Raw genomic sequence first — 26239 nt, forward strand, 5'->3', positions numbered from 1 at the left:
CTACCGTCGCACTCCCGAAACCTCCAGGTCCATCGAAACTTCCTGGACCTTCCGTTCAGCTGAGCTGAACGGTGTGACCTGACCGGACTTCTTCGGGGTACGGGGGCCCAGCTGGCCCGTCAGCGTGGCGGCGAAGGCGATCACCATGCCGAGCACCTGGACCGGACCGAGGGCCTGGCCAAGCGCCGCCCAGCCGATGATCGCGGCGGTGAGGGGCGAGAGCGGACCGAGGAGGGTGACCGAGGAGGCGCTGAGCCGCTCGATGCCACGGAACCAGAGGAAGTAGGAGACCGCGGTGTTCCCGAGGGCGAGGTAGGCGTAGCCGGCCAGGTGGGTGCCGGTCAGGGCGGGCGGGGCGCCTTCGACCAGGAAGGCGACGGGCAGGATGACCAGGCCGCCCGCGGTGAGCTGCCAGCCGGTGAGCGCGAGGGCGCCGACGCCCTCGGGGCGGCCCCAGCGCTTGGTGAAGACGACGCCCGCCGACATCGAGAGGGCGGAGAGCAGCCCGGCGATCACGCCGACGAGGTCGAGCGCGGCACCGGCCTTGAGGACCACGAGACTGACGCCGAACGCGGCGGCGACGGCGGTGAGCAGCGACTTTGCGGTGGGCCTGTCGCCCAGGAAGAGGGCGGCGAGGCCGACGACGAAGAGCGGGCCGACGGAGCCGACGACGGCGGCGACGCCCCCGGGGAGCCGGTAGGCGGCGAGGAAGAGCAGCGGGAAGAAGGCGCCGATGTTGAGGGCCCCGAGGACGGCGGACTTCCACCACCAGGCGCCCTGCGGGAGCTTGCGGGTGAGCGCCAGGAGCAGGAGCCCGGCGGGCAGGGCGCGCATGAGGCCGGTGAAGAGCGGCCGGTCGGGCGGCAGGAACTCCGTGGTGACGAAGTAGGTGGAGCCCCAGGAGATGGGGGCGAGGGCGGTGAGCGCGACGATTGCTGCCTTGGACATGACGGTTCCCCCTGCTCTGGAGTGCCGGCCGAGATGGAACTCCGGACTGGCTTGGCGGTAATTAACTTACCACTAAGCTACTTACTTGCAAGTGGCTTAGTAGAGAGTGGCTTAGTTGCCATCGAGGTGACCGGAAGGGAACACTGGATCCATGACTACGGAGCCCGCCGCCCACGACGCCGTCGACGCCATCACCGACCAGTGGGCCGCCGTCCGCCCGGACCTGGACACCGTCCCCATGGCGGTCTTCGGACGGATCTACCGGCTGGCCAACGCCATGCGCGGCAAGGTCGACAAGGCGTACGCGCCCTACGGCATGGCGCTCGGGGAGTTCGACGTGCTCGCGACGCTACGGCGTTCCGGCGAGCCGTACACGCTCTCGCCGCGCGAGCTGACCGCCACGCTGATGATCACCACCGGCGGGATGACGGGCCGGCTCGACAAACTGGAGAAGGCCGGGCTGCTCACCCGCAGCCCCGACCCGAACGACCGGCGCGCCCTGCGGGTCACCCTCAGCGAGCGCGGCAAGGAGCTGGTGGACCAGGCCGTGGGGGCCGGTCTCGCGGAGCAGCGGGCCGCCCTGGAGGCCGCCCTCAGCGAGGAGGAGGCGGCGCAGCTGGCCGGACTCCTTCGCAAGCTGCTCGCGACCACGGCATAGGGCTCAGCGCACGCGAGGGCGCCGCACGGTACGTCGTACCGTGCGGCGCCCTCGGCGAGGAGAAGGAGGAGGCGGTCAGGCCTTCTTGGACTTGTCGAGCACCATCACCAGGCCGACGATGACCAGGAACAGCACCAGCGGTGCGGCGACGAACAGACCGAGGGTCTCGACGACCTCCAGCTTGGGGGCCGGGTCGTCGCCGTCGTCGCGGGTGAGCGCGAGCGCGGGGGACGACATGAGCAGCATCATCAGCGTCGTACCGGCCGCGAGCGAGCCGGCGCGCAGAGCGTTCTTCTTGTCCACGGTGCAAACGTAGCGAACACCTAAACCGGCCGCGCGCCCGGGGGTGCCGTACGGGCGTCCACAGGGGGTGCCGGCACGCCCGCGCGAACGTTCCCGACCGCCGTACGGGCCCGCAGCTCGCGCAGCAGGACGTGCGCCCGGGGCGAGGCGGCCAGCTGCTCCAGGGTGAGCGGCTGCCCGTCCGCGCCCGCGAGCGGCAGCCGCCAGTTGGGGTACTGGTCCCACGTCCCCGGCAGGTTCTGCGGTCTGCGGTCGCCCACCGCGTCCGGCAGCCAGACCCCCACCATGCGGGCCGGCGTGCCGAGCAGGAACCGGTGGACGGCCCTGATCTCCGACTGCTCGTCACCCGGGCCCTCCGGCAGCAGCCCGAGCCGCTGGAAGAGACCCAGCCACTCGGCGGTCTCGGCCGCGTCCGCCGACCGCTCGCGCTCCAGGTCGCCCGGGAGCAGCCCGAGCCGGTGCCGCAGGGTGACGTGGTCGCCGGAGAGCCGCGCGGCCGTCGGCGGCAGGTCGTGGGTGGTGGCCGTGGCCACGCACTCGGCGCGCCATTCGTCCTGCGGCAGCGGGCGGCCCGTGCCGGCCCAGTCCCGCTCGAACCAGAGCACGGACGTGCCGAACACCCCGCGCCCGGCCAGCTCCTCGCGTACGCCCGGTTCGACCGTGCCGAGGTCCTCGCCGATGACGAGGGCGCCCGCGCGATGGGCTTCGAGGACGAGGACCGCGAGCATCGCCTCGGCGTCGTACCGCACGTAGGTGCCCTCGGTGGGCTCGTGCCCCTGCGGAACCCACCAGAGCCGGAAGAGGCCCATCACGTGGTCGATGCGCAACGCTCCCGCGTGCCGGAGGAGTTCGCGGAGGAGTCCGCGGTACGGGGCGTAGCCGGCGGCGGCGAGGGCGTCCGGGCGCCAGGGCGGCAGGCCCCAGTCCTGACCGCGCGCGTTGAAGGCGTCGGGCGGGGCGCCGACCGACATGCCGGCCGCGAAGGCCTCCTGCTGGGCCCAGGCGTCGGAGCCCTCCGGGTGGACGCCGACCGCGAGGTCATGGACGATCCCGACCGCCATCCCGGCCTCCCGGGCGGCCGCGGCGGCGTCGGCCAGCTGCCGGTCGGTCAGCCAGGCGAGCCGCAGGTGGAAGTCGACCCGGGCGGACAGGGCGGGGTCGTCCCGCACGACGGCCTCGGCCGTGCGCGGGTCGCGCAGCTCCTCGGGCCAGTCGCGCCAGTGGTGGCCGTACCGCTCGGCGAGGGCCTGATAGGTGGCGTGGTCCTCCAGGGCGCGACCCCGCGCGGCGAGGAAGTCGTGGAAGTCGGCGCGCCGCCCGGGGCCGAGTTCCACGCTCTCGACGACGAGTTCCAGGGCCCGCCGCTTGACCTCCCAGACCGCGTCCCTGTCGATCACCGCGCCCTTGGCGAGGACCCGTTCGCGCAGCTCGGCGGCCTCGGCGAGGATCCGGTCGAGCTCCTCGCGGCGCTCGGGGCCGACCAGGGCGTACTCGGGGATCTCCTCGATCCGCAGATGGACGGGGTCGGGGAAGCGGCGCGAGGAGGGGCGGTACGGGGAGGGGTCGCTCGGCGCCCCGGGCACGCCCGCGTGGAGCGGGTTGACCTGGACGAAACCGGCGCCGTGGATGCGGCCCGCCCAGGTGACGAGTTCCCGGAGGTCCCCGAGGTCGCCCATCCCCCAGGAGCGCTGCGAGAGCAGGGAGTAGAGCTGGACGAGGAGCCCGTACGCGCGGTGTTCGGGGCCGGGTACGCGCGCGGGGCTCACGATGAGGGTGCTGGTGGCCGTGCGGCCGTCCGGGGCCTGCGCCTCGACCGCGTGGACGCCGAGGGGCAGCCGCTCCCAGTCCTCGCCGATGACGACCGCGCCGTCCTCGGTGGTGACCCGGAGCAGGGTGCCGGGCGGCAGGCCGGCCGGCGGGCGGGCGGGCTCCCCGCCGTGGCGCCGGACCAGGGTCGGGGGCAGCAGGCGCTCCCGGTCGGCCCGTTCCGCCGCGTCGAGGGCCGCGGAGACCGCTTCGGGCGTGGCCGCGTCCACGCCGAGGGCGCCGAGGACGGCGACCACGGTGGCGTCCGGCACGGGGACGGTGACGCCTTCGGAGGGGCTGTAGGCGGTGGCGACGCCGTGACGGGCGGCGAGACGGGCCAGGGTCACTTCACACTCCGGGGGACTCCGGGCCGCCCGCGCTGCCGGGGGCGGTGGGCTCGCTGGTGAGGGGGGCCGCCACGGTCAGGGGCGGTTCGCTGGTGAGGGGGGCGGCGTCGGGGAGCGGCGGCTCGCTGGTCAGCGGCTCACCGGTCAGTGGCTCGCCGGTGAGCGGTTCGCCGGTGAGCGGTTCGCCGGCCGGGGCCGACCGCTGCGCGATGCGTATCCGTCCGGGGTGGTGGGCGGTCGTGCTCAGGGGGGTCACGGGGGTCTCCCGGTTTCGTCTCGACAGGTGGGACCTGGGGCAATGACTGAGCCCTACCCACCGCACCTCGTTTTACCGGCGGAATGTGGCGAAGTGACGTCACCTCGCCGACGGCTCGCCGGGCAAAGGCGACACATCGGCCACCCTCATTGACACCTCAGTGCGACGGGTGGTGGGCTCGTGACCCACTCGTTACCGACCGGCGGAGCGGCCGGCCCGCCCTGACGGGCCGGTCCGGCCGAAGGGAGATCCCGTGCACCTCGGGCGCAGCAGGCGCACCGCGACGGCCGTCGCCGCCGCCGTCATCGGCGGCCTCCTCGGCGGCGCGGTGATGCCGGGCGCGGCGCAGGCGGCTCCGAAGGCGCCGCGCCCGCCCGTGACACCGCTCGCCCCGTCGGCGCCCGGAAACCCGGCCCCGCCGGTGGCCTCGTCGACCGCCTCCCCCTCGCCGACGCGGACGGCCGCCTCAGGCGCCCGTCCGGCCGCCTCGCTTCCCGCCGTCTGGCCCCGGCCGCAGTCCGTGACCGCCGCCGGGCCCTCCGTACGCCTCGGGGACGAGGTGACCCTGCTCGCGGACGACGACGCCGATCCGTACGCCCTCGCCGCCCTGCGCGAGCTGCTGCGGTCCGCCGGCGTACGGACCGTCCACACCGGACTCCCGGGCCGCGGGCCCGTCCTCCGGGCCTCGGGGCCCTCCGGCGAGGCCGCAGGGGCGGCGCTGACCGCCCTGCGCGTGCCCGACCGAGTCGACCTGCCGCGCGGGGGCTACCGGCTCGCCACGGGCCGCCTCCAGGGGCGGGACACGGTCGTCCTGGACGGCGTGGGCGAGGACGGCCTGTTCCACGCCGTGCAGACGCTGCGTCAGCTCCTCGGCACCGGCGGGGAGGTCCCCGGGGTCGTCGTCCGCGACTGGCCGGGAACGGCCGAGCGCGGGATCACCGAGGGCTTCTACGGACGCCCCTGGACCGCGGAACAGCGGCTCGCCCAGATCGACTTCCTCGGCCGGACCAAGCAGAACCGCTATCTGTACGCGCCCGGCGACGACCCCTACCGCGGGGTGCAGTGGCGCGAGCCCTACCCGGCCGCCCAGCAGGCCGAGTTCCGCGCGCTCGCCGAACGGGCCCGTGCCCGGCACGTGACGCTCGGCTGGGCCGTGGCGCCCGCCCAGTCCATGTGCCTGTCGTCGGCCGCCGACGTGACGGCGCTGAGCGCGAAGCTCGACGCGATGTGGGCGCTCGGGGTGCGCTCCTTCCAGCTCCAGTTCCAGGACGCCTCGTACGACGAGTGGCACTGCGACCGGGACGCCGACACCTTCGGGCGCGGCCCCGAGGCCGCTGCCGCCGCCCACGCGCGCGTGGCCAACACGATCGCCCGCCGTCTCGCCGAACGGCACCCGGACGCCGAGCCGCTGACGGTGATGCCGACGGAGTACTACCAGGACGGCGCCACCGCCTACCGCGCGAAGCTCGCCGAGACGCTCGACGCGGACGTGCGGGTGGCGTGGACCGGCGTCGGGGTCGTCCCGCGCACGATCACCGGCGGCGAACTGGCGGGCGCGCGCGGCGCGCTGCGCCACCCGCTGGTCACCATGGACAACTACCCGGTCAACGACTACGCGCAGGACCGGCTGTTCCTCGGCCCGGCCACCGGGCGGGAGCCGGCCGTGGCCGCCGGTTCCGCCGCCTTCCTCGCCCACGCCATGGAACAGGCCGCGGCCTCCCGCGTGCCGCTCTTCACCACCGCCGACTACGCCTGGAACCCGCGCGGCTACCGGCCGCGGGAGTCGTGGCGGGCGGCCGTCGACGACCTCGCGGGCCCGGACCCGGCCGCCCGCGAGGCGCTGCGCGCGCTCGCGGGGAACGGCGCCTCCTCGGTCCTCGACCCGGCGGGCGAATCGGCCTACCTGAAGCCGCTCCTGGCGGCCTTCTGGGCCACCCGTACGGCCACGGGCACAGGCGCGGGGGCGGGCGCGGGCGGGGAGAAGGCGGCGCGTGAACTGCGGGCCGCGTTCACCGTGATGCGCCAGGCCCCAGGACGGCTCGCGGCGACCGCGGGCGGCACCCTCGACGACGAGACGGGCCCCTGGCTCGACCAGCTCGCCCGGTACGGCCTGGCGGGCGAGACGGCGGTCGACATGCTGCTCGCCCAGTCGGCCGGTGACGGGGCGGCGGCCTGGAAGGCGCAGCTGCGCCTCGAACAACTGCGGAAGGACCTGAAGGCGAGCCGGGTGACGGTCGGCGCGGGCGTGCTGGACCCGTTCCTCACGCGCGCGGTGGACCGGGCCGAGGCCTGGACGGGCGCCGACCGCACCCCGGCGGCCACCGCCGACCGCACCGCCGGCTCGTACACCGTGCGGCTCGACCGGGCCCGGCCCGTGGAGGCCCTGACGGTGATGACCGAACCGGTCGAACCGGTCGAACCGGCCGAGTCGGGTGGGCCGGGCGCGGGCGCGGGCACGAACCACGCGCGCGTGGAGGCGTACGTCCCGGGAGAGGGCTGGCGGCCGCTCGGCCCGTTGTCGGCGTCCGGGTGGACCCAGACCGAGCTCAAGGGGCTGCGGGCCGAGGCGCTTCGGGTGGTGTGGGACGGCGAGGGATCGGCGCCCGAGGTGCGGTCGCTGGTGCCCTGGTTCGCGGACGGGCCGCGGGCGGGCCTCGCCCTGGCCCGTGCGGAGACGGACGCCGAGATCGGCGGCCCGGCCCAGCGGGTGGACGTGGAGCTGTCGGGGCGGCGCGCGGGCGAGGTGCGCGGACCGCTGACGGCGAAGGCCCCGAAGGGCGTCACGGTCCGGCTGCCGGAGCAGGCGGTGGTGGAGCGCGGCGCGCGGACGACCGTCCCCCTGGAGGTGTCGGTGGCGCCGGACGCGCCCGCGGGCGCGTACCGGGTGCCGGTGTCCTTCGCGGGCGAGGAGCGGGTCCTGACGGTGCGGGCGTTCCCGCGGACGGCCGGCCCGGACCTGGCGCGGACGGCGACGGCCTCGTCGTCGGGCGACGAGACGCCGGACTTCCCCGCCTCCTCGGCGGCGGACGGCGATCCGGCCACCCGCTGGTCGTCCCCCGCGGAGGACGGCGCCTGGTGGCAGGTGGAGCTGCCCGAGCCGGCCCGGATAGGGCAGGTGGTGCTGCACTGGCAGGACGCGTACGCCTCCCGGTACCGGGTCCAGGTGTCGGCCGACGGGCGCGTCTGGCGTACGGCGGCCACGGTCGCCGAGGGCAGGGGCGGCCGGGAGTCGGTCCGGATGGACGCGGCGGACACGCGCTTCCTGCGGGTGCAGGGGGAGACGCGGGCGACGCCGTACGGCTACTCGCTCTGGTCGGTGGAGACCTACGCGGTGGCCCCGCAGGACCCGCCGGAGAAGCCGGTGACCCCGCCCGCGGACACGCCGGAGGAGCGGCCCGCCCCCTGACGGGCACGCCGCTCCCGGGCCGTGGCCGGCCCCGTACGCGAAGGGCCCCGCGCGCGCGTGCGCCCGCGCGGCCCCCGCGTACGCGAAAGGCCCGGCTCAACCCGTCGTCAGCGCCCGCACGGGGGCTTCTGCGACGGAGTCGATCCGGGCCATCACGTCCTCGGCACCGTACGGCTGGAGGTACGGCAGCCAGCGCGGGTCCCGGTGTCCGGTCCCGATGATCCGCCAGGCCAGGCCGGTCGGCGGGGCCGGTTGGTGGCGCAGCCGCCAGCCGATCTCGCGCAGGTGCCGGTCGGCCTTGACGTGGTTGCAGCGGCGGCAGGCCGCCACCACGTTGTCCCAGGCGTGCGTGCCCCCACGGCTGCGGGGGATGACGTGGTCGACGCTGGTGGCGACCGCCCCGCAGTACATGCAGCGCCCGCCGTCACGGGCGAAGAGGGCCCTGCGGGTCAAGGGAACGGGCCCCCGGTAGGGGACCCGCACGAAGCGTTTCAGCCGCACCACGCTGGGCGCGGGGACGACTTGGGTCTCGCTGTGCAGGAAGGCGCCGGATTCCTCGAGGCAGAGAGCCTTGTTCTCCAGTACGAGGACGAGTGCGCGGCGGAGCGGTACGACGCCGAGCGGCTCGTACGACGCGTTGAGGACCAGGACATGCGGCACGGATGCCTCCTATGACGCCGGCGGCGCGTGGCTCGCGCCGGGACGAACTGCTCTCAGTCTCTCCTCATGCCTGGTCGGAACGCCACCACGTGACGGGATCGGGGTGACGGGCCCCGCGTGTTCTCGACCACATCGGCATGTCTGTCTTCTCTGTACCGACTTCTCCGTCTGCCTTCTGTCTTCCCGGGTGAGGTCCGTCTCTCCCTCGAACACGGCAACGGGACCACTCCCGGCGCCCCGTTACTGTGGATGGCCTGCGTACGCGATGCCTGGAGGTCTTCCGTGTCCTGGTCCGCCCTGGCGGCTGCCACCGAGCCCGAGCCCCTTCCGACGACCCTGGACGAGGCGGCGGAGACGGCGACGAGTGCGGCGAGCTGGGTGGAGGAGAACTGGTCCACCTGGCTGAACACCGGCTTGCGCATCCTTCTGATCCTGGTCGTCGCACTGCTGCTCCGGATGGCTGTCCGCCGCGCCCTGACGAAGCTGATCGAGCGGATGAACCGTTCGGCGCAGGCGGTGGAGGGGACGGCCCTCGGCGGTCTCCTCGTCAACACCGAACGGCGGCGGCAGCGCTCGGAGGCGATCGGTTCGGTGCTGCGTTCGGTGGCGTCGTTCCTGATCCTGGGCACGGCCGGGCTGATGATCCTCGGCGCCTTCAAGATCGACCTGGCGCCGCTGCTCGCCTCGGCCGGTGTGGCCGGTGTGGCGATCGGTTTCGGCGCCCGGAACCTGGTGACGGACTTCCTGTCGGGTGTCTTCATGATCCTGGAGGACCAGTACGGGGTCGGTGACTCGGTCGACGCGGGCGTGGCCTCCGGTGAGGTCGTCGAGGTGGGCCTGCGCGTGACGAAGCTGCGCGGCGTGGACGGCGAGATCTGGTACGTGCGCAACGGCGAGATCAAGCGGATAGGGAATCTCAGCCAGGGCTGGGCGACGGCCGGCGTGGACGTCACGGTCCGGCCGACGGAGGACCTGGAGCGGGTGCGGTCCGTGATCACCGAGGCGGCGAATTCCATGGCCAAGGAGGAGCCGTGGAACGAGCGCCTCTGGGGCCCGGTCGAGGTCCTCGGCCTGAACGAGGTGCTGCTCGACTCGATGACCGTCCGGGTCTCGGCGAAGACGATGCCGGGCCAGGCGCTCGGTGTGGAGCGCGAGCTGCGCTGGCGCATCAAGCGCGGTCTGGACGAGGCCGGCATCCGTATCGTGGGCGGGCTCCCGGCGCAGGCCGAGGAGCAGGCCGCCGATCCGACCGCGGGCATGGCGGCGCCTTCGGCGTTCGCCTCGGCGACCTCGCCGCAGTCGGCGGCGGCGACCCCGCTGCCGAAGCCGGACCTCAACAAGTAGCGGCACACAGGACGCCCCCGCAGGTAACGCTTCGGTTGCCTTCGGGGGCGTCTCGCGTGCCCGGGTCTTGACGCCCCGGTGACGGCCGCCTTATTTTCCTCCCACCGAATAGGAAACTTTCCTAACAGTGCGGGCTGTATTGCTCAGTGATGCTCGAAGGCAGGTGCGACCGTCATGGCCGGTACGACCCCGGGAACCCCCGGCACCCCGCGCGTCCTGCGCGCCATGAACGACAGGGCCGCCCTCGACCTGCTCCTGGCGCACGGCCCGCTCTCCCGCACCAGGATCGGCAAGCTCACCGGCCTGTCCAAGCCGACCGCGTCCCAGCTGCTCGCCCGCCTCGAAGCGGCCGGGCTCGTCGTCGCCACCGGCACCACCGAAGGCCGGCCGGGGCCCAACGCCCAGCTCTACGCGGTGAACGCGCGGGCCGCGTACGCCGCGGGACTCGACGTCGACCAGTTCCGCATCCACGCCGCCGTCGCCGACATCACGGGCGAGATCGTCGGCGAGTACGAGCTCCGCACCCCCGGCCGCGGCGCCTCCGGCGTCGTCCGCCAGGTCACCGAGGCCCTCGACGGGGCCGTCAAAGCGGCCGGGATCACCCGCGCGGACGTCCGGCGTCTGGTCATCGGCACCCCCGGCGCCTTCGACCCGGCCACCGGGCGCCTGCGGTACGCCGCCCACCTGCCCGGCTGGCACTCCCCCACGCTCCTGGACGAGCTGGCCGCCGAGCTGCCCATGCCGTTCGAGTACGAGAACGACGTCAATCTCGTCGCCGTCGCCGAGCAGCGCGTCGGCGCCGCCCGCGGCCACGCCGACTTCGTCCTGCTGTGGAACGAGGAGGGCCTCGGCGCCGCCGTCGTCCTCGGCGGGCGGCTGCACCGCGGCTTCACCGGCGGCGCCGGCGAGGTCGGCTTCCTGCCCGTGCCCGGCACCCCGCTCGTCCGCCAGGTCACCAAGGCCAACTCCGGCGGCTACCAGGAGCTCGCGGGCGTCCAGTCCGTGCCCCGGATCGCCCGCGCCGCCGGGATCGAGACGCCCGAGCAGCCGTACGTACCGGTGGCGTCGCGGCTGCTCGCGCACGCCGCCGAGGCGCACGGCGACGACCCGCGGTACGCGGAACTGCTCGACCGGTACGCCGAGCGCGTCGCCACCGGTCTCGCCTCGATCGTCGCGGTCCTCGACCCCGAACTCATCGTGCTGTCCGGTGACGTCCTCGTCGCCGGCGGCGAAGCCCTGCGCGCCCGCGTGCAGTCCGAACTCGCCGACCTCGCGGCCTCCCGGCCACGGCTCGTCCTCGCCGCCGTCCCGGTGCGGCCCGTCCTGCGCGGCGCCCTCGAAAGCGCCCTCGCCGTCACACGCGACGAGGTCTTCGACACCTCGCGCTGACCGTCCCCGCTCCTCCGTTCGCCCGAAACGTTCGCCCGAAACGTACGCCCGACCCGTACGTCCGCCCCGCACGCCCGAAACCCGCCCCAGGGAGACACCGTCATGCCCGTACGCCCGCGCAGAGCAGCCGCCGCGCTCGCCGCCACCGCCTCGATCGCCCTCTTCGCCTCCGCCTGTACGGGCTCCGCGAACAACGCGGGCTCCGACGACCCCAAGGCCGAGACGACCATCACCTTCTGGCACGGCTGGTCGGCGCCCGCCGAGGTCAAGGCGATCAAGGACAACGTCGCCCGCTTCGAGAAGGCCCACCCGAACATCAAGGTGAAGCTCGTCGGCGACATCAACGACGACAAGCTGGGCCAGGCGCTGCGCGCGGGCGGTTCGAACGGGCCGGACGTCGTCTCCTCCTTCACCACCTCGAACGTCGGCAAGTTCTGCGCCTCGGGCGCCCTCGCGGACCTCAAGCCCTTCATCGAGAAGTCCAAGCTGGACCTCGACAAGACGTTCCCGAAGGTCCTCCAGGAGTACACCCAGTTCGAGGGCAAGCGCTGCACCATGCCGCTGCTCTCCGACGCCTACGGCCTCTACTACAACAAGGACGCCTTCGAGAAGGCCGGCATCAAGGAGGCCCCGAAGACCTGGTCCGAGTTCACCGAGGTCGCCAAGAAACTCACCAAGGCCAAGGGCGACTCGTACGAGCAGCTCGGCTTCATGCCGAACTACCTCGGCTACGAGACCGTCGTCGAGCACTACATGTCGCAGTGGGACCACACGTACTTCGACGAGAACGGCAAGTCGAACGTCGCCAAGGACCCGGCCTTCGCCGAGATGATGACCTACCAGAAGTCCCTGGTGGACGCCCTGGGCGGCTTCAAGAAGCTCGACAAGTACCGCACGACCTTCGGTGACGAGTGGGGTGCCAAGCACCCCTTCCACACCGGCCAGGTCGCCATGCAGCTGGACGGCGAGTGGCGGCTGAACTTCCTCAAGGAGGCCAAGGTCGGCTTCGAGGTCGGCGTCGCGCCGATGCCCGTCGCCGACGACGAGGTCTCCGAGTACGGCAAGGGCTACCTCTCCGGCACCATCATGGGCATCGCCCCGCAGAGCAAGAAGCAGAACGCGGCCTGGGAGCTGGTCAAGTACATGACCACGGACACCGACGCCGTCGTGAACTTCGCCAACGACATCGGCAACGTCCCCTCCACCCTGGAGGCGCTGAAGTCGCCGAACCTGAAGTTCGACGACCACTTCAAGACCTTCCTGGACATCGCCCAGCACCCCGAGTCGACCACCATGGCCGGCGCGGTGAACGGCGCCACCTACCAGGAGACCCTCTCCGACCTCGCCCACAAGTACGAGAAGGGCCAGGTCACGGACCTGAAGAAGGGCCTCGCCGACACGGCGGCCCAGATCGACCGCGACATCGCCGCGGCGAAGTGACGGCCGGGACGACACCCCCATGAGCACGGACACCCTGCCCGCGAAGGAGGCGACGGCCCCGGCCGCCGCCTCCCCGGAGGGACGGAACACCCTGCGGTCGAAGCGCCGGCGCAACGCGCTGCGCACCGCGCTGTTCATGTCGCCCTGGCTGATCGGATTCGGCTTCTTCTTCGCCTATCCGCTGATCTCCACGCTGTACTTCTCGTTCATGCGGTACGACGGCCTCAACCCGCCGACCTGGCGGGGCGTGGAGAACTGGACGTACGTCTTCTCCGACCTGCCGAAGTTCTGGCCCGCGATGCAGAACACGCTCTGGCTGGCCGCCGTGATGGTCTCCTGCCGGGTGCTCTTCGGCCTCGGCATCGGCCTCCTCATCACCAAGATCAAGACGGGCGCCGGAATCTTCCGCACCCTCTTCTACCTGCCGTACCTGGCGCCGCCGGTGGCCGCCACGCTGGCCTTCGTCTTCCTGCTCAACCCCGGGACCGGGCCGGTCAACTCGCTCCTGGAGGCGGTCGGCATCCCCGCCCCGTCCTGGTTCAACGACGCGGACTGGGCCAAGCCGGCCCTCACCGTCCTCGCCGTGTGGGGCGTCGGCGACCTCATGGTCATCTTCATGGCCGCGCTCCTCGACGTACCGAAGGAGCAGTACGAGGCGGCCGAGCTGGACGGCGCGTCCGGCTGGCAGCGGTTCCGCTACATCACCCTGCCGAACATCTCGCCGATCGTGCTCTTCGCGGTCGTCACCGGGATCATCGGCGCGATGCAGTACTACACCCAGCCGATCGTGGCCGCCAAGGTCGCCTCGGGGAAGATGGGCGGCTCCGGAGCGGCCTTCCAGCCCGGCTATCCGGACGACTCCACGCTCACCCTGCCGCAGCTCGTCTACAGCCTCGGCTTCAGCCAGTTCAACTACGGCGCGGCGTGCGTGGTGGCCCTCGTGCTCTTCGCCCTCTCCATGGCCTTCACCGCGCTCCTCATGCGCCGGCGTGGCGGCCTGATCGGCTCGGGTGACTGAACCATGACGACCACATCCGTACGCGACCGTGCCGCCGGGACCGCGCCGAGCCCCGCCGAGAGGACCGCCCGCCGCAAGGCGCTGCTGCACTGGATCGCCGTGCACTCGCTCGGCATCGCCGCGGCGCTCTTCTTCGTGCTGCCGTTCGTCTTCGTCTTCCTCACCTCCCTGATGAGCGACCAGCAGGCACTCACCCGGGACCTGACGCCGAACTCCTGGCACTGGGACAACTACGTCAAGGTCTTCCGGACGGAGGGCTTCCTCACCTGGTGGCGGAACTCCCTGCTGTACGCCGGGCTCGGCACCGCGCTCGTCGTGGTGTCCTCGGTCCCCGTGGCGTACGCGCTGGCCAAGTTCCGCTTCCGCGGCCGGCACCTGTCGCTGCTGCTCGTGATCTCGATGATGATGCTGCCGCCGCAGGTCGTCATCATCCCGATGTACCTGTTCTGGGCGAAGCAGATGGACCTCTCCGGCACGTTGTGGCCGCTGATCATCCCGATGGCCTTCGGCGACGCCTTCGCGATCTTCCTGCTGCGCCAGTTCCTGCTGACCATCCCGAACGAGTACATCGAGTCCGCGCGGATCGACGGCTGCGGCGAGTTCCGGACCCTGATCCGGATCGTCCTCCCGATGGCGAAGCCGGGCATCGCCGCCGTGGCCCTGTTCCAGTTCTTCTACTGCTGGAACGACTACTTCGGGCCACAGATCTACGCCTCCGAGAACCCGGCCGCCTGGACGCTCAGTTACGGCCTGGAGTCCTTCAAGGGCGCGCACCACACCGACTGGAATCTGACCATGGCCGCGACCGTGCTGGTCATGGCCCCCGTGATCCTCGTGTTCTTCTTCGCCCAGAAGGCGTTCGTCGAGGGAGTCACACTGACCGGAGTGAAGGGCTGAATCGACCATGAAGCTCACTGTCGTGGGGGGCGGTTCCACCTACACCCCCGAACTCATCGACGGATTCGCGCGCCTGCGCGACACCCTGCCCATCACCGAACTCGTCCTCGTCGACCCGGCCGCCGAGCGGCTCGAACTCGTCGGCGGCCTGGCCCGGCGCATCTTCGCCAAGCAGGGCCACGCGGGGAAGATCGTCACCACCACCGACCTCGACGCCGGGGTCGAGGGCGCCGACGCCGTCCTGCTCCAGCTGCGGATCGGCGGACAGGCCGCCCGCCTGCAGGACGAGACCTGGCCGCTGGAGTGCGGCTGCGTCGGGCAGGAGACCACCGGCGCCGGCGGCCTCGCCAAGGCGCTGCGGACGGTCCCGGTCGTCCTGGACATCGCCGAGCGGGTCCGGCGCACCAACCCGGACGCCTGGATCATCGACTTCACCAACCCCGTCGGCATCGTCACCCGCGCGTTGCTCCAGGCAGGGCACAAGGCCGTCGGCCTGTGCAACGTCGCCATCGGCTTCCAGCGGAGGTTCGCGAAGCTCCTCGACGTGGCGCCGTCCGAGATCCACCTCGACCACGTCGGGCTCAACCACCTGACCTGGGAGCGCGCCGTACGGATCGGGGGACCCGAGGGCGAGAACGTACTGCCCCGGCTGCTCGCCGAGCACGGCGACGCCGTCGCCGACGACCTCCGTCTGCCGCGCCCGGTCCTCGACCGGCTCGGCGTGGTCCCCTCGTACTACCTGCGGTACTTCTACGCGCACGACGAGGTGGTGCGGGAGCTCGGCTCGAAGCCCTCGCGGGCCGCCGAGGTCGCCGCGATGGAGAAGGAGCTCCTGGAGATGTACGGGGATCCGGCGCTCGACGAGAAGCCGGCCCTGCTCGCCAAGCGCGGCGGCGCCTTCTACTCGGAGGCGGCCGTGGACCTGGCGGCGTCCCTGCTGGGCGGGGGCGGTTCGCCGTACCAAGTGGTGAACACGTACAACAACGGCACGCTGCCGTTCCTGCCGGACGACGCGGTCATCGAGACGCAGGCCGCGGTCGGCGCGCACGGCGCCACCCCGCTGCCGGTCGCGCCGGTGGACCCGCTGTACGCCGGTCTGATCGCGAACGTCACCGCCTACGAGGACCTGGCCCTCGAAGCGGCGCTGCGCGGTGGACGCGACCGGGTGTTCAAGGCGCTGCTCGCGCACCCGCTCGTGGGGCAGCACGCGTACGCCGACGGGCTCACCGACCGGCTGATCGCGCACAACCGGGAGCACCTCGCGTGGGCCTGACCGGAATCGTCCTCGCCGTCGACGCCGGCAACAGCAAGACCGACGTCGCGGTCCTCGGCGCGGACGGCACCGTCCTCGGCGCGGCCCGCGGCGGCGGGTTCCAGCCGCCTGTGGTGGGGGTGACGGCGGCGGTCGACACGCTCGCGGAGATCGTCGGCCGGGCGTGCGAAGAGGCCGGTGTCCCGGCCGCGTTCGACCACGTCACCGCCTGTCTGGCCAACGCCGACCTGCCCGTCGAGGAGACCGCGCTGCGGACCGAACTCCTCGGCAGGGGCTGGAGCCGGTCGGTACGGGTGCACAACGACACCTTCGCGATCCTGCGGGCCGGGCTCGACGAGCCGCGCGGGGTGGCCGTGGTGTGCGGGGCGGGGATCAACTGCGTCGGTATGACCCCGGACGGGCGGACCGCGCGCTTCCCCGCGATCGGGAAGATCTCAGGCGACTGGGGCGGCGGCAGCGGCCTGGCCGAGGAGGCGCTCTGGTTCGCGGCGCGCGCCGAGGACGGGCGCGGTGAGCCGACCGAGCTGGCGCGCGAACTGCCCGCGCACTTCGGTCTGGAGACGATGTACGCGCTGATCGAGGCGCTGCACCTGGGCCGGGTGCCCTCCGAGCGGCGGCACGAGCTGACGCCCGTGCTGTTCCGGGTGAGCGCGGCCGGCGACCCGGTCGCCCTGTCCCTGGTGCACCGGCTCGCCGAGGAGGTCGTCGCCCTGTCGGCGGTCGCGCTCGGGCGGCTCGGTCTCCTCGACGAGGAGGCTCCGGTGATGCTGGGCGGCAGCGTGCTCGCCGCGCGGCACCCGCAGTTGGAGGAGCGGATCCGCGCACTCCTCGCCGAGCGGGCGCCGAAGGCCGTCATCGGCTTCGTGACGGCACCGCCGGTCCTCGGGGCGGGGCTGCTCGCCCTGGACGAGGTGGCGGCGGGCCCTGAGGCGGCGGCCCGGCTACGGGGGCACTACGGGGGCTGAACGAGGTGGGCCGTGGGGCGCTTCTCCGCTGCGGAGGGGCGCCCCACCGCCACGTTCACCTGTTCGAGCGATGCCCGGCCAGGAACCGATCACCGTCCGGGGGCGTATTCAGAGTGAGGGGGTTCGCCTGGGGATGTGCCGGAGACATACGGCACGATAAGAACAAGATCGAGTCAATACCGGTGTGCGGACGGCCCCCTGCGGCCATACTGCTGGCCGGGTGGTCGTCCAACGGTCCGGTGATCACCGGAGCACCGGCAGGACCGGCCGACGTCAGCGACCGAGGGGGAGGTCCAGTGACACACCCGCCGAACGCGCCCGCCGCCTCTGCGGCGCGGAGCACGGCTCCCGCGCCCGCACGCCCGGCCGGCGTGCCCGCGCAGCCGTCGCCCGCGCCCGCCGCCCCGCCCGCGGGACGCGGGGCCTGGGCCGTGGGCCGGGAGAAGCTGCGCGTCGCCACGACGACGGAGCCCGGCCGGCTCCAGATCCTCGGGGCCGTACTCGCGCTGCTCGTCGTCGCGTTCGGAGCCGTCACCGCCCTCCAGGTCGACGACCGGGCCACCGCCGCCGACGACGTCGTCAGCCGCAGCCAGCCGCTGTCGGCCGACGCCGCCGCGATCTACCGCTCCCTCGCCGACGCCGACACCACCGCCGCCAGCGGCTTCCTCGCCGGCACCCTGGAGCCCGCGGACTCCCGCGCGCGGTACGACCTGGACATCGCCACCGCAGCCAAGCTCCTCGTGAAGGCCGCGGCGAGCACCGAGGGTTCGAGCGAGTCGGCCCGCGAGATCGCCACCCTCAACGAGGGACTGCCCCGCTACACGGGTCTGGTCGAGCGCGCGCGGGCCGCCAACCGGCAGGGCCTCCCGCTGGGCGGGGCCTATCTGCGGTACGCCAACCAGCAGATGACCAGCACCCTGCTGCCCGCCGCCGAGCGGCTGTACGCGGCGGAGACGGTACGGCTCCAGGAGGACGAGGAGTCGGCCCGCACCTGGCCGTTCCTCTCCCTCGGCCTCGGCCTGCTCACCCTCGCCGTCCTCGTCTGGGCCCAGCGCCGCAACTACGCCAGGACGCACCGGGTCTTCAACCACGGGCTGCTCGCCGCCACCGCCGCCACCGTGGTCGTCATGATCTGGCTCCTCGCCGCGCACACGGTCGCCCGCGCCGGGCTCGACAGCGCGCGGACCCATGGGCAGGAGTCCCTCCAGGTCCTCAACACCGCCCGGATCAGCTCGCTCACGGCCCGCGCCAACGAGAACCTGACCCTGGTCGCCCGGGGCGCCGTCCTCACCGAGGACGGCAAGAACGACAAGTACGAGGCCGAGTACGCGGCGAGCATGGGCGCCCTGACGACCGCGCTCGCCACGGCGCGCGAGTGGGCCGACGACGACGAGGGCCGCACCCCCGTCGACGAGGCCGCCTCCCGCACCGGCGAGTGGCAGAAGCGCCACAAGGACGCCCGTGCGAAGGACGAGGCCGGCGACTTCGAAGGCGCCCTCGGCCGGATCGTCGGCCCGAAGGAGACGACCGGCCAGTCCTTCGACCAGGTCGACGCGGCCCTGGACAAGGCCCTCGACCACGAGCAGGACGAGTTCACCCTCTCCGCCGGGAACGCCAGGGACGCGCTGACGGCGCTGCCCCTCGGCGCGGCGGCCCTCGGGATCCTCGGCGCGGCGGGCGCCGTGCTCGGCATCAACCGCAGACTGTCGGAGTACCGGTGAGAGGGGGCGGGATGCCGAACGGCACGTACCCGCTGGTGCGGCGGACCGCCATGCGGTTCCGGGGCTGGGGCGGGGTGGCCGCCATGGCCGTGGCCTGCGGGCTCACCGCCTCGCTCACCCTGCTTCCGCTGGCCCACGACGGCGGCGGCGCGGCGGCCGCGCCCGGGACGCACGGTGCCGGACCCGGCGTCGGCACCGGGGTCCAGGTCAAGGCGGACACCTGCGAGAATCCGGAGGCGTCCCTGCGGCCATCGACGGCCGACGGCCCGGCGATCCAGGCCGTCAAGGACCGCGGGAAGCTGATCGTCGGAGTCGACCAGTCCAGCTTCCGCTGGGGCTACCGGAACCCGGAGAAGGGCATCCTGGAGGGCTTCGACATCGATCTGGCGCGGGCGATAGCCAAGGACATCCTGGGCGACGAGAACGCCGTCATCTTCCGGGCGATCCCGACGAACCAGCGGATCGCCGCCCTGGACAGCGGCAAGGTCGACCTCGTCGTGCGCACGATGACGATCAACTGCAAGCGGATCCAGCAGGTCGCCTTCTCCACCGCCTACTTCCAGGCCGGACAGCAGGTCCTGGCGCCCAAGCTCGCCAAGGACGTCACCGGCTACGACTCCTCGCTGCGCGGCAAGCGGATCTGCACCGCAGAGGGCTCCACCGCCTACGAGGCCCTGGAGGAGAACTCCTTCGGCGCGCTCTTCAAGGACGAGGGCGACGGCACCAAGGACGACAAGGACCTGCTGACCGTCCCCAACCAGCTGGACTGTCTCGCCAGACTCCAGCTGGGCGAGGTCGACGCCGTCGTCACCGACAACGCCCTCGCGGCCGGCCAGGCCGCCCAGGACCCGGCGGTCGAGCTGAAGGGCCGGCCGTTCACCACCGAGTTCTACGGGGTGGCCGCGAAACTCGGCAACGACGACCTGGTCCGCCGGGTCAACCACGTCCTGGTGAACTACCGGAACGGGCCGTGGCAGGAGGCGTACAAGCACTGGCTCAAGGCGGACCTGCCCGGGATAACCGGGCCGCCCGCCCCCCTGTACAAGTGACCCGGTCCACGTGACCCGGCCGGGGAACACGGCATGCAGCAGCCCCTGTACGCGCGGCGGAAGAGGTGATCGATGGGCGTCACGGGACCCCCTGGGCCGGTGATGGACCGGGACGAGGTGGACCGTGCGCTGGCGCGGCTCGGCGCCGAGCACAAGGCGATCGAGGACTCGCTCCTCGCGCTCCAGGACCACGCGGGCCGCAGACTGCTCGAAGGGGCCGAGCTGACCGGCACGACCCGGGACCGCTGGGCGGCGGCCGAGCGGACCATCACCCTGCTCTGGACCTGCTTCGACGTGTACACGGGCGCCCTGCGGGACGCCCGCGAGCTGCGCGCCCGGCGCCGCTGGCCCGGCCGGGACGAGCTCGTGGAGCTGACCGACCGGCTGCGCGGCGAGAGCGTCGTCGTCGCGGGCGGCGCCGGTGAGCAGGGGCTGCTCTCCGAGCGGTTCAGCCTGGAGGGCCTCGTCCGGCGGATGAACGAGCTGTACGCGTCCTCGCTCGACCTGGTGGTCACCGCGGACGCCGTCTGGTCGGCGCTGCCCGCCCGGATAGACCTGCTGGCGGCCGAGCTGGGCCGGACGCGCTCGCTCGCCCACTCGGTGGGCGTGCGGCCCGGGGAGCACCCGGCCGGGGACGAGCTCGAGGAGATCACGGCCGAGCTGACCCTGCTGCGCACCCAGGTGGTGACCGATCCGCTGGCCTTCTGGCGTCCCGCCGTCGGCAGTTCGGCGCCCGGCGGGGGCCGGCCCGACACCGTGCGGTACGACAGGGCCGCCCTGGCCCTGGAGGACATCCGGCGCGAGATCGAGGCGGTGCTCGCGGTCCGGCAGGACTCGGAGGACCGGCTCCTGCGGGTGCGGGACGTGCTCTCGCGGGCGGACCGTACGCTCGCGGAGGCGCGGGCCGCGCGCGGCGAGGTCCTCGCGAAGATCGCCGCCTCGGAGGTGCCGGCCGTCAGCGGGCCGTCCCTGGTGCTCCAGGAACGGCTGGCCGCCGCCGCGGAGTACCGCAGGCACGCCCAGTGGCACCGGCTCTCGCCGCTCCTGGAGTCCCTGGAGCGGGAGGCGGAGGACGAACTGCTGCGGGCCCGGGAGTCGCTGACCGCGGTCACGGCGCCGCTCGCGGTCCGGGCCGAGCTGCGCGGCCGGCTCGACGCGTACAAGGCGAAGGTGGCGCGCCTCGGCGCGGCGGAGGACCCGCTGCTCGTGGAGCGGTACGACGCGGCCCGCAGGATGCTGTGGAGCGCGCCCTGCGATCTGCGCGTGGCGGAACAGGCCGTGCTGCGCTACCAGCAGGCGGCGGCGGACGTACTGTCCGGCCCGAGAGACGCGGGAGGACGACAGTGGTGAGCGGGGAGACGGGCGTGGGGAGCTGTCAGCGTCCTTCGTGCGAGGGATCGTACGAGGACATGGGGGGCGGTGAGCTGTACTGCGACACCTGCGGGCTCGCCCCGGTGGTGGCGCCCGGAGGGCTCATCGGCTCGACGCCGACGGGGGTGGCCGTGCCCGGCAGGGGCACCGGTACGGGTGTAGGGGGGCCGGACTCCGGCTCCTCGCGGAGCAGTTCGCGGGCGTCCTCGCGGGCCTCGTCGCGCTCCTCCCGCTCGTCTCGCTCGTCGACGTCTCGGCGTTCGGTCTCCGGGCGGCTCTCGCGCTCGCTCTCCGGGGCGTCCACGTCCCGCTCGGTGTCGGTGCGCAGCTCGGGTTCGTCGACCGGCCAGTCCGCCAGGAACCGGCTGGGCGCGGGCCTGGTGTCGATCCCGGAGGTGCCGCGTCCCGACCCGCGGGGCGCGGTGATGGACAACCCCGAGGTTCCCGAGCGGAAGCGATTCTGCTCACGCTCCGACTGCGGCGCTCCCGTGGGCCGTTCGCGGGGTGACCGGCAGGGCCGTACGGAAGGCTTCTGCACCAAGTGCGGGCACCCGTACTCCTTCGTGCCGAAGCTGCGCGGCGGGGACATCGTCCACGGCCAGTACGAGGTCGCGGGCTGCCTCGCGCACGGCGGCCTCGGCTGGATCTACCTCGCCGTCGACCGGGCCGTCTCCGACCGGTGGGTCGTCCTCAAGGGCCTGCTCGACACCGGCGACCAGGACGCCATGGCCGCCGCGATCTCCGAGCGCCGCTTCCTCGCCGAGATCGAGCACTCCAACATCGTCCGCATCTACAACTTCGTCGAGCACCTCGACCAGCGCACCGGCTCCCTGGACGGCTACATCGTCATGGAGTACGTCGGCGGCAAGTCGCTCAAGGAGATCGCCAACGACCGGCGGACACCGGACGGACGGCGCGATCCGCTGCCGGTCGAGCAGGCCTGCGCGTACGGGATCGAGGCCCTTGAGGCGCTCGGGCACCTGCACAGCCGGAACCTGCTGTACTGCGACTTCAAGGTCGACAACGCCATCCAGTCCGAGGACCAGCTCAAGCTCATCGACATGGGCGCGGTCCGGCGGATGGACGACGAGGAGTCCGCGATCTACGGCACGGTCGGCTACCAGGCGCCGGAGGTGGCCGAGGTCGGCCCCTCGGTGGCGAGCGACCTGTACACGGTGGCGCGCACGCTCGCCGTGATGACCTTCGACTTCCAGGGCTACACGAACGTCTTCGTGGACTCGCTGCCCGACCCCGACAACATCGCGGTCTTCCGGACGTACGAGTCCTTCTACCGCTTCCTGGTCCGCGCCACCGACCCGGATCCCGCGCGCCGGTTCGCCTCCGCGCAGGAGATGGCGGAGCAGCTGACGGGTGTGCTGCGGGAGGTCGTGGCGCTCCAGTCGGGACGGCCGCGCCCGGCGCTCTCGACGCTGTTCGGCACGGAGGTCCGGGTCACGGACACGGAGCTCTTCGCCGAGCTGACGGAGGACGTGTCGCTGCTCGGGGCGCGGAAGCCGGGAAGAAAGGCGGCCAGGGCCGTACCTGAGGGCGCTCCGGGGGCCGTTCCCGGGGCTGTTCCGGGTGCCGCTTCCGGGGCCGTTCCGGGTACCGTCCCCGGGGCCGTTCCGGGTGCCGTCTCCGGGGCCGTGCCTTCCGGCGGGCCGGGGCTCGGGGAGCTGCTCGCGCCGCTCGACACGCCCGCCACCGCGCTCGCGCTGCCCGTCCCTCGCGTCGACCCGGGCGATCCCAACGCCGGCTTCCTCGCCGGTCTCGCCGCCGCCGCTCCCGGCGAGCTGCTCGCCGCGCTCCACGCCGCGCCCGTGGCCTCCGCCGAACTGTGGCTGCGCACCCTGCGGGCCCAGCTGGAGCTGGGCGACCTGCCCTCCGCCGTCCGGACCCTCGCCGGGATCGAGCAGCGTGACCCGGACGACTGGCGGGTCGTCTGGTACCGGGGCGTCACCTCCCTGGTGACCGGGGACCACGAGCACGCGGCGCTCGCCTTCGACGCCGTCTACGACGCCTTCCCCGGCGAGCCGGCCCCGAAGCTGGCCCTCGGGATCTGCGCCGAGGTGCTGGGTCAGCTGGACAACGCCGCCGAGTACTACCGCCTGGTGTGGGCCACCGACCCGAGCTTCGTCAGCGCGGCCTTCGGGCTCGCCCGGGTGCGGCTCGCGGCGGGCGACCGTACCGGCGCCGTCGCGACGCTTGAGTCCGTACCTGAGGCCTCGATCCACTACACGGCGGCCCGGGTGGCGACCGTGCGGGCGCGGCTGCGGCGGCGCCCGGCGTGGGAGCCGCTCGGTGCCGATCTGACGGCGGCCGCGGCGCAGGTCTCCGCGCTCCAGGGCTTCGGTCTGGACGCGGTGCGCCGGGAGCAGTTGTCGGCCGAGGTGCTCGGAACGGCCCTCGACTGGGTACTCTCCGGGAGTCCCGGTGCGGAACCGGGCGGCGGCGCGCTGCTGCTCGGGAGTGAACTGGACGAGCGCGGACTGCGCTTCGGCCTCGAACGCTCGTACCGGGTGCTGGCCCGGCTCGCCCAGCGGGGCGAGGAGAGGATCGAACTGGTGGAGCGGGCAAACCGCTTCCGCCCCCGGACGTGGGTGTGAGGATGTCCCAGAAGCCGAAGCCGTCGCACGGATTCGCCGTCTGCCCGGACTGCGCGGAGCCTCTGGAGTCGGGAGACCGGTTCTGCGGGGCGTGCGGTCACGACCTGACGGCCGTGCCGGCCGCCGCTGCCGGTCCCGACCGGCCGACCGTGGCGATCGGCACCCCCGTGGCCTGGCCGGACGCCCCGCCCCGGGAGCCCGGTTCGCTCTCCACCATGACGCAGCACCCGGGTGACCTGCCGGGCACCGACTCCGGCGGCCGTGACCTGCCCACGATGCCGGTCCGCACGGACGAGCCGCTGCCGCCGGGAGGGAACACCACGGCGGGCAGCGGGGACTTCGAACTGCCCCCGCCGGACCCGCGTACGGCGGTACGGGCGGCCCCGGCACCGGCCCAGGCCCCCGCACCGGCAGCCGCACCGGCCCCCGCAGCCGCTGCCTCCGCCGCTTCGGCCACCACCGCCGCTGTGTGCGTGGCCTGCCGGGCCGGGCGGGTGGACACCGACGGCTACTGCGAGAACTGCGGGCACGCGCAGCCCCGCGAACGGGACCACATGGAGCGCGAGTTCGCCGGCGTCGCCGCCGTCAGCGACCGGGGGCTGCGCCACCACCGCAACGAGGACGCGTTCGCCGTGTCCGCGACCACGCTCCCCGACGGCTCCCCCGCCACCGTCGCGATCGTCTGCGACGGCGTGTCCTCGGCGACCCGTCCCGACGAGGCCTCCGCGGCCGCCGCGGAGGCGGCCGGTGCCTCGCTGCTCGCGGCGCTGCCCCGGGGCACCCACCCGCAGCAGGCGATGCACGAGGCGATCGTGGCCGCCGCCGAGGCCGTCAACTCCCTCGCGGAGGAGCCGGGCCAGGACGGCGCCGAGCACGACCCGCACCGCCACCGCAACGCACCGGCCTGCACCATCGTGGGTTCCGTCGTCGCCGACGGACTGCTCGTCGTGGGCTGGGTCGGCGACAGCCGCGCCTACTGGGTGCCGGACGACCGCGCCACCGCGCCGGTCCGGCTCACCGAGGACGACTCGTGGGCGGCGCAGATGGTCGCGGCGGGCCTGATGAGCGAGGCGGAGGCGTACGCCGACGAGCGCGCCCACGCGATCACCGGCTGGCTGGGCGCCGACTCGTACGAACTGGAGCCCCACACGGCCGCGTTCAAGCCGGACCGGTCCGGCGTGGTGGTGGTGTGCACGGACGGCCTGTGGAACTACGCGGAGGGCGCCGACGACATGGCCCGGGTCGTCCCGGCCGACGCGGCGGAGCGCCCGCTGCACGGGGCGCAGGTGCTCGTCGGCCACGCCCTGGACGGCGGAGGCCACGACAACATCACGGTCGCCCTTGTCCCGTTCACCGTCACACCTCAAGGGGCAGGATCCGCCTGAGCGGTCGCCGATCCCCGTCCCTTCACCGTTCGAAGTTGTTGCCCGAGGAGCAGTAACAGATGGCGAACTTCTCCAAGTCGACCGTGCCGCAGTTCTCTGTGGACGTCTACCAGAACGAGTTCCTGCCCGAGGGCGGCCGGGACGTCAGCGCGATCGTCACGGTCACCTCGACCGGGGGCGGCACGAGCGGACAGCGGCTGCACGGCCCGGGAGGCGGCGGCACGGCCGGGGTCGTGATCATGGTCGACTGCTCCGGCTCGATGGACTACCCGTCGACCAAGATGCGCGGCGCCCGTGAGGCGACCGCCGCCGCCGTGGACACCCTGCGCGACGGCACGTCCTTCGCCGTCGTCGCCGGTACGCACGTGGCGAAGGAGGTCTACCCGGGCAACGGCGGCCTCGCCGTCGCCGACGCCAGGACCCGCGCCGAGGCCAAGGAGTCGCTGCGCCGACTGAGCGCGGGCGGCGGCACGGCGATCGGCACGTGGCTGCGGCTCGCGGACCGGCTGCTCGCCTCCGCCGACCTCACCATCCGGCACGGCATCCTGCTCACCGACGGCCGCAACGAGCACGAGTCGCCGGAGGAGCTGCGGGCCGCGCTCGACGCCTGCGCGGGCCGCTTCACCTGTGACGCGCGCGGGGTGGGCACCGACTGGGAGGTCAAGGAGGTCACCGGGATCGCCTCGGCGCTCCTCGGCACGGCCGACATCGTCGCCGACCCGTCCGCCCTCGCCGCCGACTTCACGGCGATGATGGAACACGCGATGGACAAGGGCGTCGCGGACGTCGCGCTGCGCCTGTGGACACCGGTCGGGGTGGAGATCTCCTTCGTGAAGCAGGTCGCGCCGACGGTCGAGGACCTGACCGGGCGGCGCACCGAGGCCGGACCGCGGGCGGGGGACTACCCGACGGGCTCGTGGGGCGACGAGTCCCGCGACTACCACGTGAGCGTGCGGGTCCCGCAGGCCGCGATCGGGCAGGAGATGCTCGCCGCCCGGGTCTCCCTGATCGCCCCGGACCCGGCGGGCGGCGATCCGCGTCCGCTGTCCCAAGGGCTGGTACGGGCGGTCTGGACGGACGACCTGGCGATGTCCACGTCGATCAACCCGCAGGTCGCGCACTACACGGGGCAGGCGGAGCTTGCGGACGTCATCCAGCAGGGTCTCGATGCCCGCAAATCGGGTGATCACGACGGCGCGACAGCCAAACTGGGCCGTGCCGTGCAGCTCGCGGCGGCCTCGGGGAACGCGGATACGGCGAAACTGCTTTCGAAGGTGGTCGACGTCGTCGATGCGGCGACCGGTACTGTGCGTTTGAAGGCGAAGGTCGCGGAAGCGGACGAGATGACACTCGAAACCCGCTCCACCAAGACCGTTCGCGTCAAGAGGTAGCCCGGC

Annotated in this window: 20 protein-coding genes; 15 read left to right on the plus strand and 5 right to left on the minus strand. The window is 73.2% G+C overall.

Features of this window, described 5'->3' with window-relative positions:
- Window positions 1-948, minus strand: a complete 948-nt coding sequence (locus IO20_RS0107255) for an EamA family transporter (protein WP_030555628.1) — start codon at window positions 946-948, stop codon at window positions 1-3.
- 151 nt (window positions 949-1099) lie between these two features.
- On the opposite strand from IO20_RS0107255, the gene IO20_RS0107260 reads away from it, so the two are divergent.
- Window positions 1100-1606 carry a MarR family winged helix-turn-helix transcriptional regulator gene (locus IO20_RS0107260; RefSeq protein WP_030555630.1) on the plus strand — a complete coding sequence of 169 codons (507 nt, stop codon included), beginning with the start codon at window positions 1100-1102 and terminating at the stop codon, window positions 1604-1606.
- Window positions 1607-1681: 75 nt separating this feature from the next.
- Here the strand turns inward: IO20_RS0107260 and IO20_RS0107265 are convergent, their stop codons facing one another.
- Genes IO20_RS0107265 through IO20_RS36300 form a run of 3 tightly spaced genes read right to left on the minus strand, consistent with a single transcriptional unit; the run spans window position 1682 to window position 4309 of the window.
- Window positions 1682-1909 carry a hypothetical protein gene (locus tag IO20_RS0107265; protein WP_030219499.1) on the minus strand — a complete coding sequence of 76 codons (228 nt, stop codon included), beginning with the start codon at window positions 1907-1909 and terminating at the stop codon, window positions 1682-1684.
- Between the two features lie 20 nt (window positions 1910-1929).
- Complete coding sequence (gene malQ, locus IO20_RS0107270) at window positions 1930-4062, minus strand: 4-alpha-glucanotransferase (RefSeq protein WP_030555632.1); 2133 nt, start codon at window positions 4060-4062, stop codon at window positions 1930-1932.
- A 1-nt stretch (window position 4063) separates the two neighbouring features.
- A complete protein-coding gene (locus IO20_RS36300) occupies window positions 4064-4309 on the minus strand; it encodes a hypothetical protein (RefSeq protein WP_030555635.1) in 246 nt (81 codons plus the stop codon).
- Between the two features lie 262 nt (window positions 4310-4571).
- Between IO20_RS36300 and IO20_RS0107280 the strand changes: the two genes are divergently transcribed.
- On the plus strand, window positions 4572-7724 hold the full coding sequence (locus IO20_RS0107280) for a glycoside hydrolase family 84 protein (RefSeq protein ID WP_037634803.1): 3153 nt from the start codon (window positions 4572-4574) through the stop codon (window positions 7722-7724).
- A 96-nt stretch (window positions 7725-7820) separates the two neighbouring features.
- Here the strand turns inward: IO20_RS0107280 and IO20_RS0107285 are convergent, their stop codons facing one another.
- Window positions 7821-8384, minus strand: coding sequence for an HNH endonuclease (locus IO20_RS0107285; RefSeq protein ID WP_030555638.1), 564 nt, complete (start codon window positions 8382-8384; stop codon window positions 7821-7823).
- Between the two features lie 249 nt (window positions 8385-8633).
- Here IO20_RS0107285 and IO20_RS0107290 point away from each other — a divergent pair, with 249 nt between their 5' ends.
- The 13 genes from IO20_RS0107290 to IO20_RS0107350 all read left to right on the plus strand — a co-directional run bounded on the left by IO20_RS0107290 (window position 8634) and on the right by IO20_RS0107350 (window position 26233).
- Window positions 8634-9728, plus strand: a complete 1095-nt coding sequence (locus tag IO20_RS0107290; protein ID WP_051874891.1) for a mechanosensitive ion channel family protein — start codon at window positions 8634-8636, stop codon at window positions 9726-9728.
- Window positions 9729-9902: 174 nt separating this feature from the next.
- Window positions 9903-11117, plus strand: coding sequence for an ROK family transcriptional regulator (locus IO20_RS0107295; protein WP_030555642.1), 1215 nt, complete (start codon window positions 9903-9905; stop codon window positions 11115-11117).
- A gap of 102 nt (window positions 11118-11219) precedes the next feature.
- Entirely contained in the window at window positions 11220-12557 is a 1338-nt protein-coding gene (locus IO20_RS0107300; protein WP_030555644.1) for an ABC transporter substrate-binding protein, read from the plus strand.
- A gap of 19 nt (window positions 12558-12576) precedes the next feature.
- Window positions 12577-13575: a carbohydrate ABC transporter permease gene (locus tag IO20_RS0107305; protein ID WP_037634805.1), complete on the plus strand. Its 999-nt coding sequence runs from the start codon at window positions 12577-12579 to the stop codon at window positions 13573-13575.
- A 3-nt stretch (window positions 13576-13578) separates the two neighbouring features.
- A complete protein-coding gene (locus IO20_RS0107310; protein WP_030555648.1) occupies window positions 13579-14472 on the plus strand; it encodes a carbohydrate ABC transporter permease in 894 nt (297 codons plus the stop codon).
- Window positions 14473-14479: 7 nt separating this feature from the next.
- Window positions 14480-15745: a 6-phospho-beta-glucosidase gene (locus tag IO20_RS0107315; RefSeq protein ID WP_030555650.1), complete on the plus strand. Its 1266-nt coding sequence runs from the start codon at window positions 14480-14482 to the stop codon at window positions 15743-15745.
- Window positions 15736-16710, plus strand: a complete 975-nt coding sequence (locus IO20_RS0107320; RefSeq protein WP_030555652.1) for an N-acetylglucosamine kinase — start codon at window positions 15736-15738, stop codon at window positions 16708-16710. Before IO20_RS0107315 ends, IO20_RS0107320 begins: the two co-directional genes overlap by 10 nt.
- A 296-nt stretch (window positions 16711-17006) precedes the next feature.
- Complete coding sequence (locus IO20_RS0107325) at window positions 17007-18431, plus strand: hypothetical protein (protein WP_030555654.1); 1425 nt, start codon at window positions 17007-17009, stop codon at window positions 18429-18431.
- Window positions 18432-18442: 11 nt separating this feature from the next.
- Window positions 18443-19480, plus strand: a complete 1038-nt coding sequence (locus tag IO20_RS0107330; RefSeq protein ID WP_078946234.1) for a glutamate ABC transporter substrate-binding protein — start codon at window positions 18443-18445, stop codon at window positions 19478-19480.
- A gap of 72 nt (window positions 19481-19552) precedes the next feature.
- Window positions 19553-20830 (plus strand): coiled-coil domain-containing protein, encoded by a 1278-nt coding sequence (locus IO20_RS0107335; protein WP_030555659.1) that lies wholly within the window; start codon window positions 19553-19555, stop codon window positions 20828-20830.
- 59 nt (window positions 20831-20889) lie between these two features.
- The gene (locus IO20_RS0107340; protein ID WP_169749557.1) at window positions 20890-23457 is read left to right on the plus strand and encodes a serine/threonine-protein kinase; all 2568 of its coding nucleotides are present in this window, start codon (window positions 20890-20892) and stop codon (window positions 23455-23457) included.
- A 2-nt stretch (window positions 23458-23459) separates the two neighbouring features.
- On the plus strand, window positions 23460-24842 hold the full coding sequence (locus IO20_RS0107345) for a PP2C family protein-serine/threonine phosphatase (RefSeq protein ID WP_030555663.1): 1383 nt from the start codon (window positions 23460-23462) through the stop codon (window positions 24840-24842).
- A 59-nt stretch (window positions 24843-24901) separates the two neighbouring features.
- Window positions 24902-26233 (plus strand): vWA domain-containing protein, encoded by a 1332-nt coding sequence (locus tag IO20_RS0107350; protein WP_030555664.1) that lies wholly within the window; start codon window positions 24902-24904, stop codon window positions 26231-26233.
- The last annotated feature ends 6 nt before the right edge of the window (window positions 26234-26239 follow it).

This window comes from Streptomyces exfoliatus, from assembly GCF_000725545.1.
GTDB lineage: Bacteria > Actinomycetota > Actinomycetes > Streptomycetales > Streptomycetaceae > Streptomyces > Streptomyces exfoliatus.